Below are 1,460 nucleotides of genomic sequence, written 5' to 3' on the forward strand. Positions count from 1 at the left end.
CCCGCTGCGCTACATGGACCAGCCCAGCAAGGACGGCGCGTCCAAGGACAGCTGGTACTCGGGGCTCGGCGGCCTCGACGTGCACTACTCGTCCGGTCCCGCGAACCACTTCTTCTACCTGCTGAGCGAGGGCAGCGGCGCCAAGGTCATCAACGGCGTCAGCTACAACTCGCCGACGGCGGACGGCCTCCCGGTCACCGGCATCGGCCGGGACAAGGCGCTGCAGATCTGGTACCGCGCGCTCACCACCAAGTTCACCTCGACCACCAACTACGCGAGCGCCCGCACCGGCACCCTCGCGGCGGCGGGCGAGCTGTACGGCACCACCAGCGCCGAGTACAAGGCGGTGCAGGACGCCTGGGCGGCCATCGCGGTCGGCTCGCGCTCCGGCGGTGGCGGCGGCACGGGCACCTCGTACGAGAGCAGCACGCCCGTGTCGATTCCGGACAACGGGCCCGCGGTCACCTCGTCCATCACGGTCTCCGGCCGGACCGGGAACGCGCCGAGCAACTTGCAGGTAACGCCGAATATCAGCCACACCTGGCGCGGCGACCTGGTGATCGATCTCGTCGGCCCGTCCGGGACGTCGTACCGCCTGAAGAACTTCAGCTCGTCCGACTCGGCGGACGACGTGACGGACACCTACACGGTGAACGCCTCGTCCGAATCGGCCAATGGCACCTGGAAGTTGAAGGTCCAGGACCAGGCCGCGCAGGACGTCGGCACGATCAACGGGTGGACGCTGACCTTCCCGTAACCGCAGGTTGCACACGCGCGCGCCGGGCGCCGTCCAGGGGATCATCCCCTCGGGCGGCGCCCTTTTTACATGGCCGCAATGTTCACCCGACACCTGCTTTTCGGCCAACATCACTTCAGGGTCCTGACATGTACGCGACCTTGATGTCACTCTTCCATCACCGTCGCACAGCACAGCAACTTCACCACCCCACAGTCGGGCCGGAAGCCCCCAACTCCGCCCGGACTCCCCACATCCTGAAGGAGCTTGAGTGAGCCCCCTCTACGCGCGTCACAAGCGCACCACGCTCGCCATCGCCACCGCTGTCGCCGCCGGCGCCCTCCTCACCACCGGTATGACCGCGAACGCCACGGCCGCCGACAAGCAGCCGCTGGCCGCCGCCCCCACCCTGCTCTCCAACTCCGCCCGCACCGCACTCGTCCAGAAGGCGGAGGCGAACGTCGCCGAGACGGGCCGGCAGATAGGCCTCGGCGCCAAGGAGAAGCTGGTCGTCAAGGACGTCGTGAAGGACGTCGACGGCACGGTCCACACGCGCTACGAGCGCACCTACGCGGGCCTGCCCGTCCTCGGCGGCGACCTCGTCGTGCACACCTCGAAGGCCGGCAAGACCGAGGGCGTCACCAAGGCGACCAGGGCGACCATCAAGGTGGCCTCCCTGAAGCCCCGGCTCACCGTGGCCAAGGCGGAGAAGGCGGCCCTCACC

The 1,460-nt window shown here is 68.6% G+C and carries 1 protein-coding gene and 1 pseudogene; both read left to right on the forward strand.

Annotated elements, in window-relative coordinates; all coding sequences use genetic code 11:
- Positions 1-757: M4 family metallopeptidase (locus tag LQ326_RS47135; protein WP_234545372.1), on the forward strand; the 757-nt coding region annotated here is incomplete at its 5' end.
- 250 nt (positions 758-1,007) lie between these two features.
- Positions 1,008-1,460 (forward strand): annotated as a pseudogene (locus LQ326_RS47140) (M4 family metallopeptidase); the annotation flags it as partial.

It is taken from the genome of Streptomyces shenzhenensis (assembly GCF_021462265.1).
GTDB classification, from domain to species: domain Bacteria; phylum Actinomycetota; class Actinomycetes; order Streptomycetales; family Streptomycetaceae; genus Streptomyces; species Streptomyces shenzhenensis.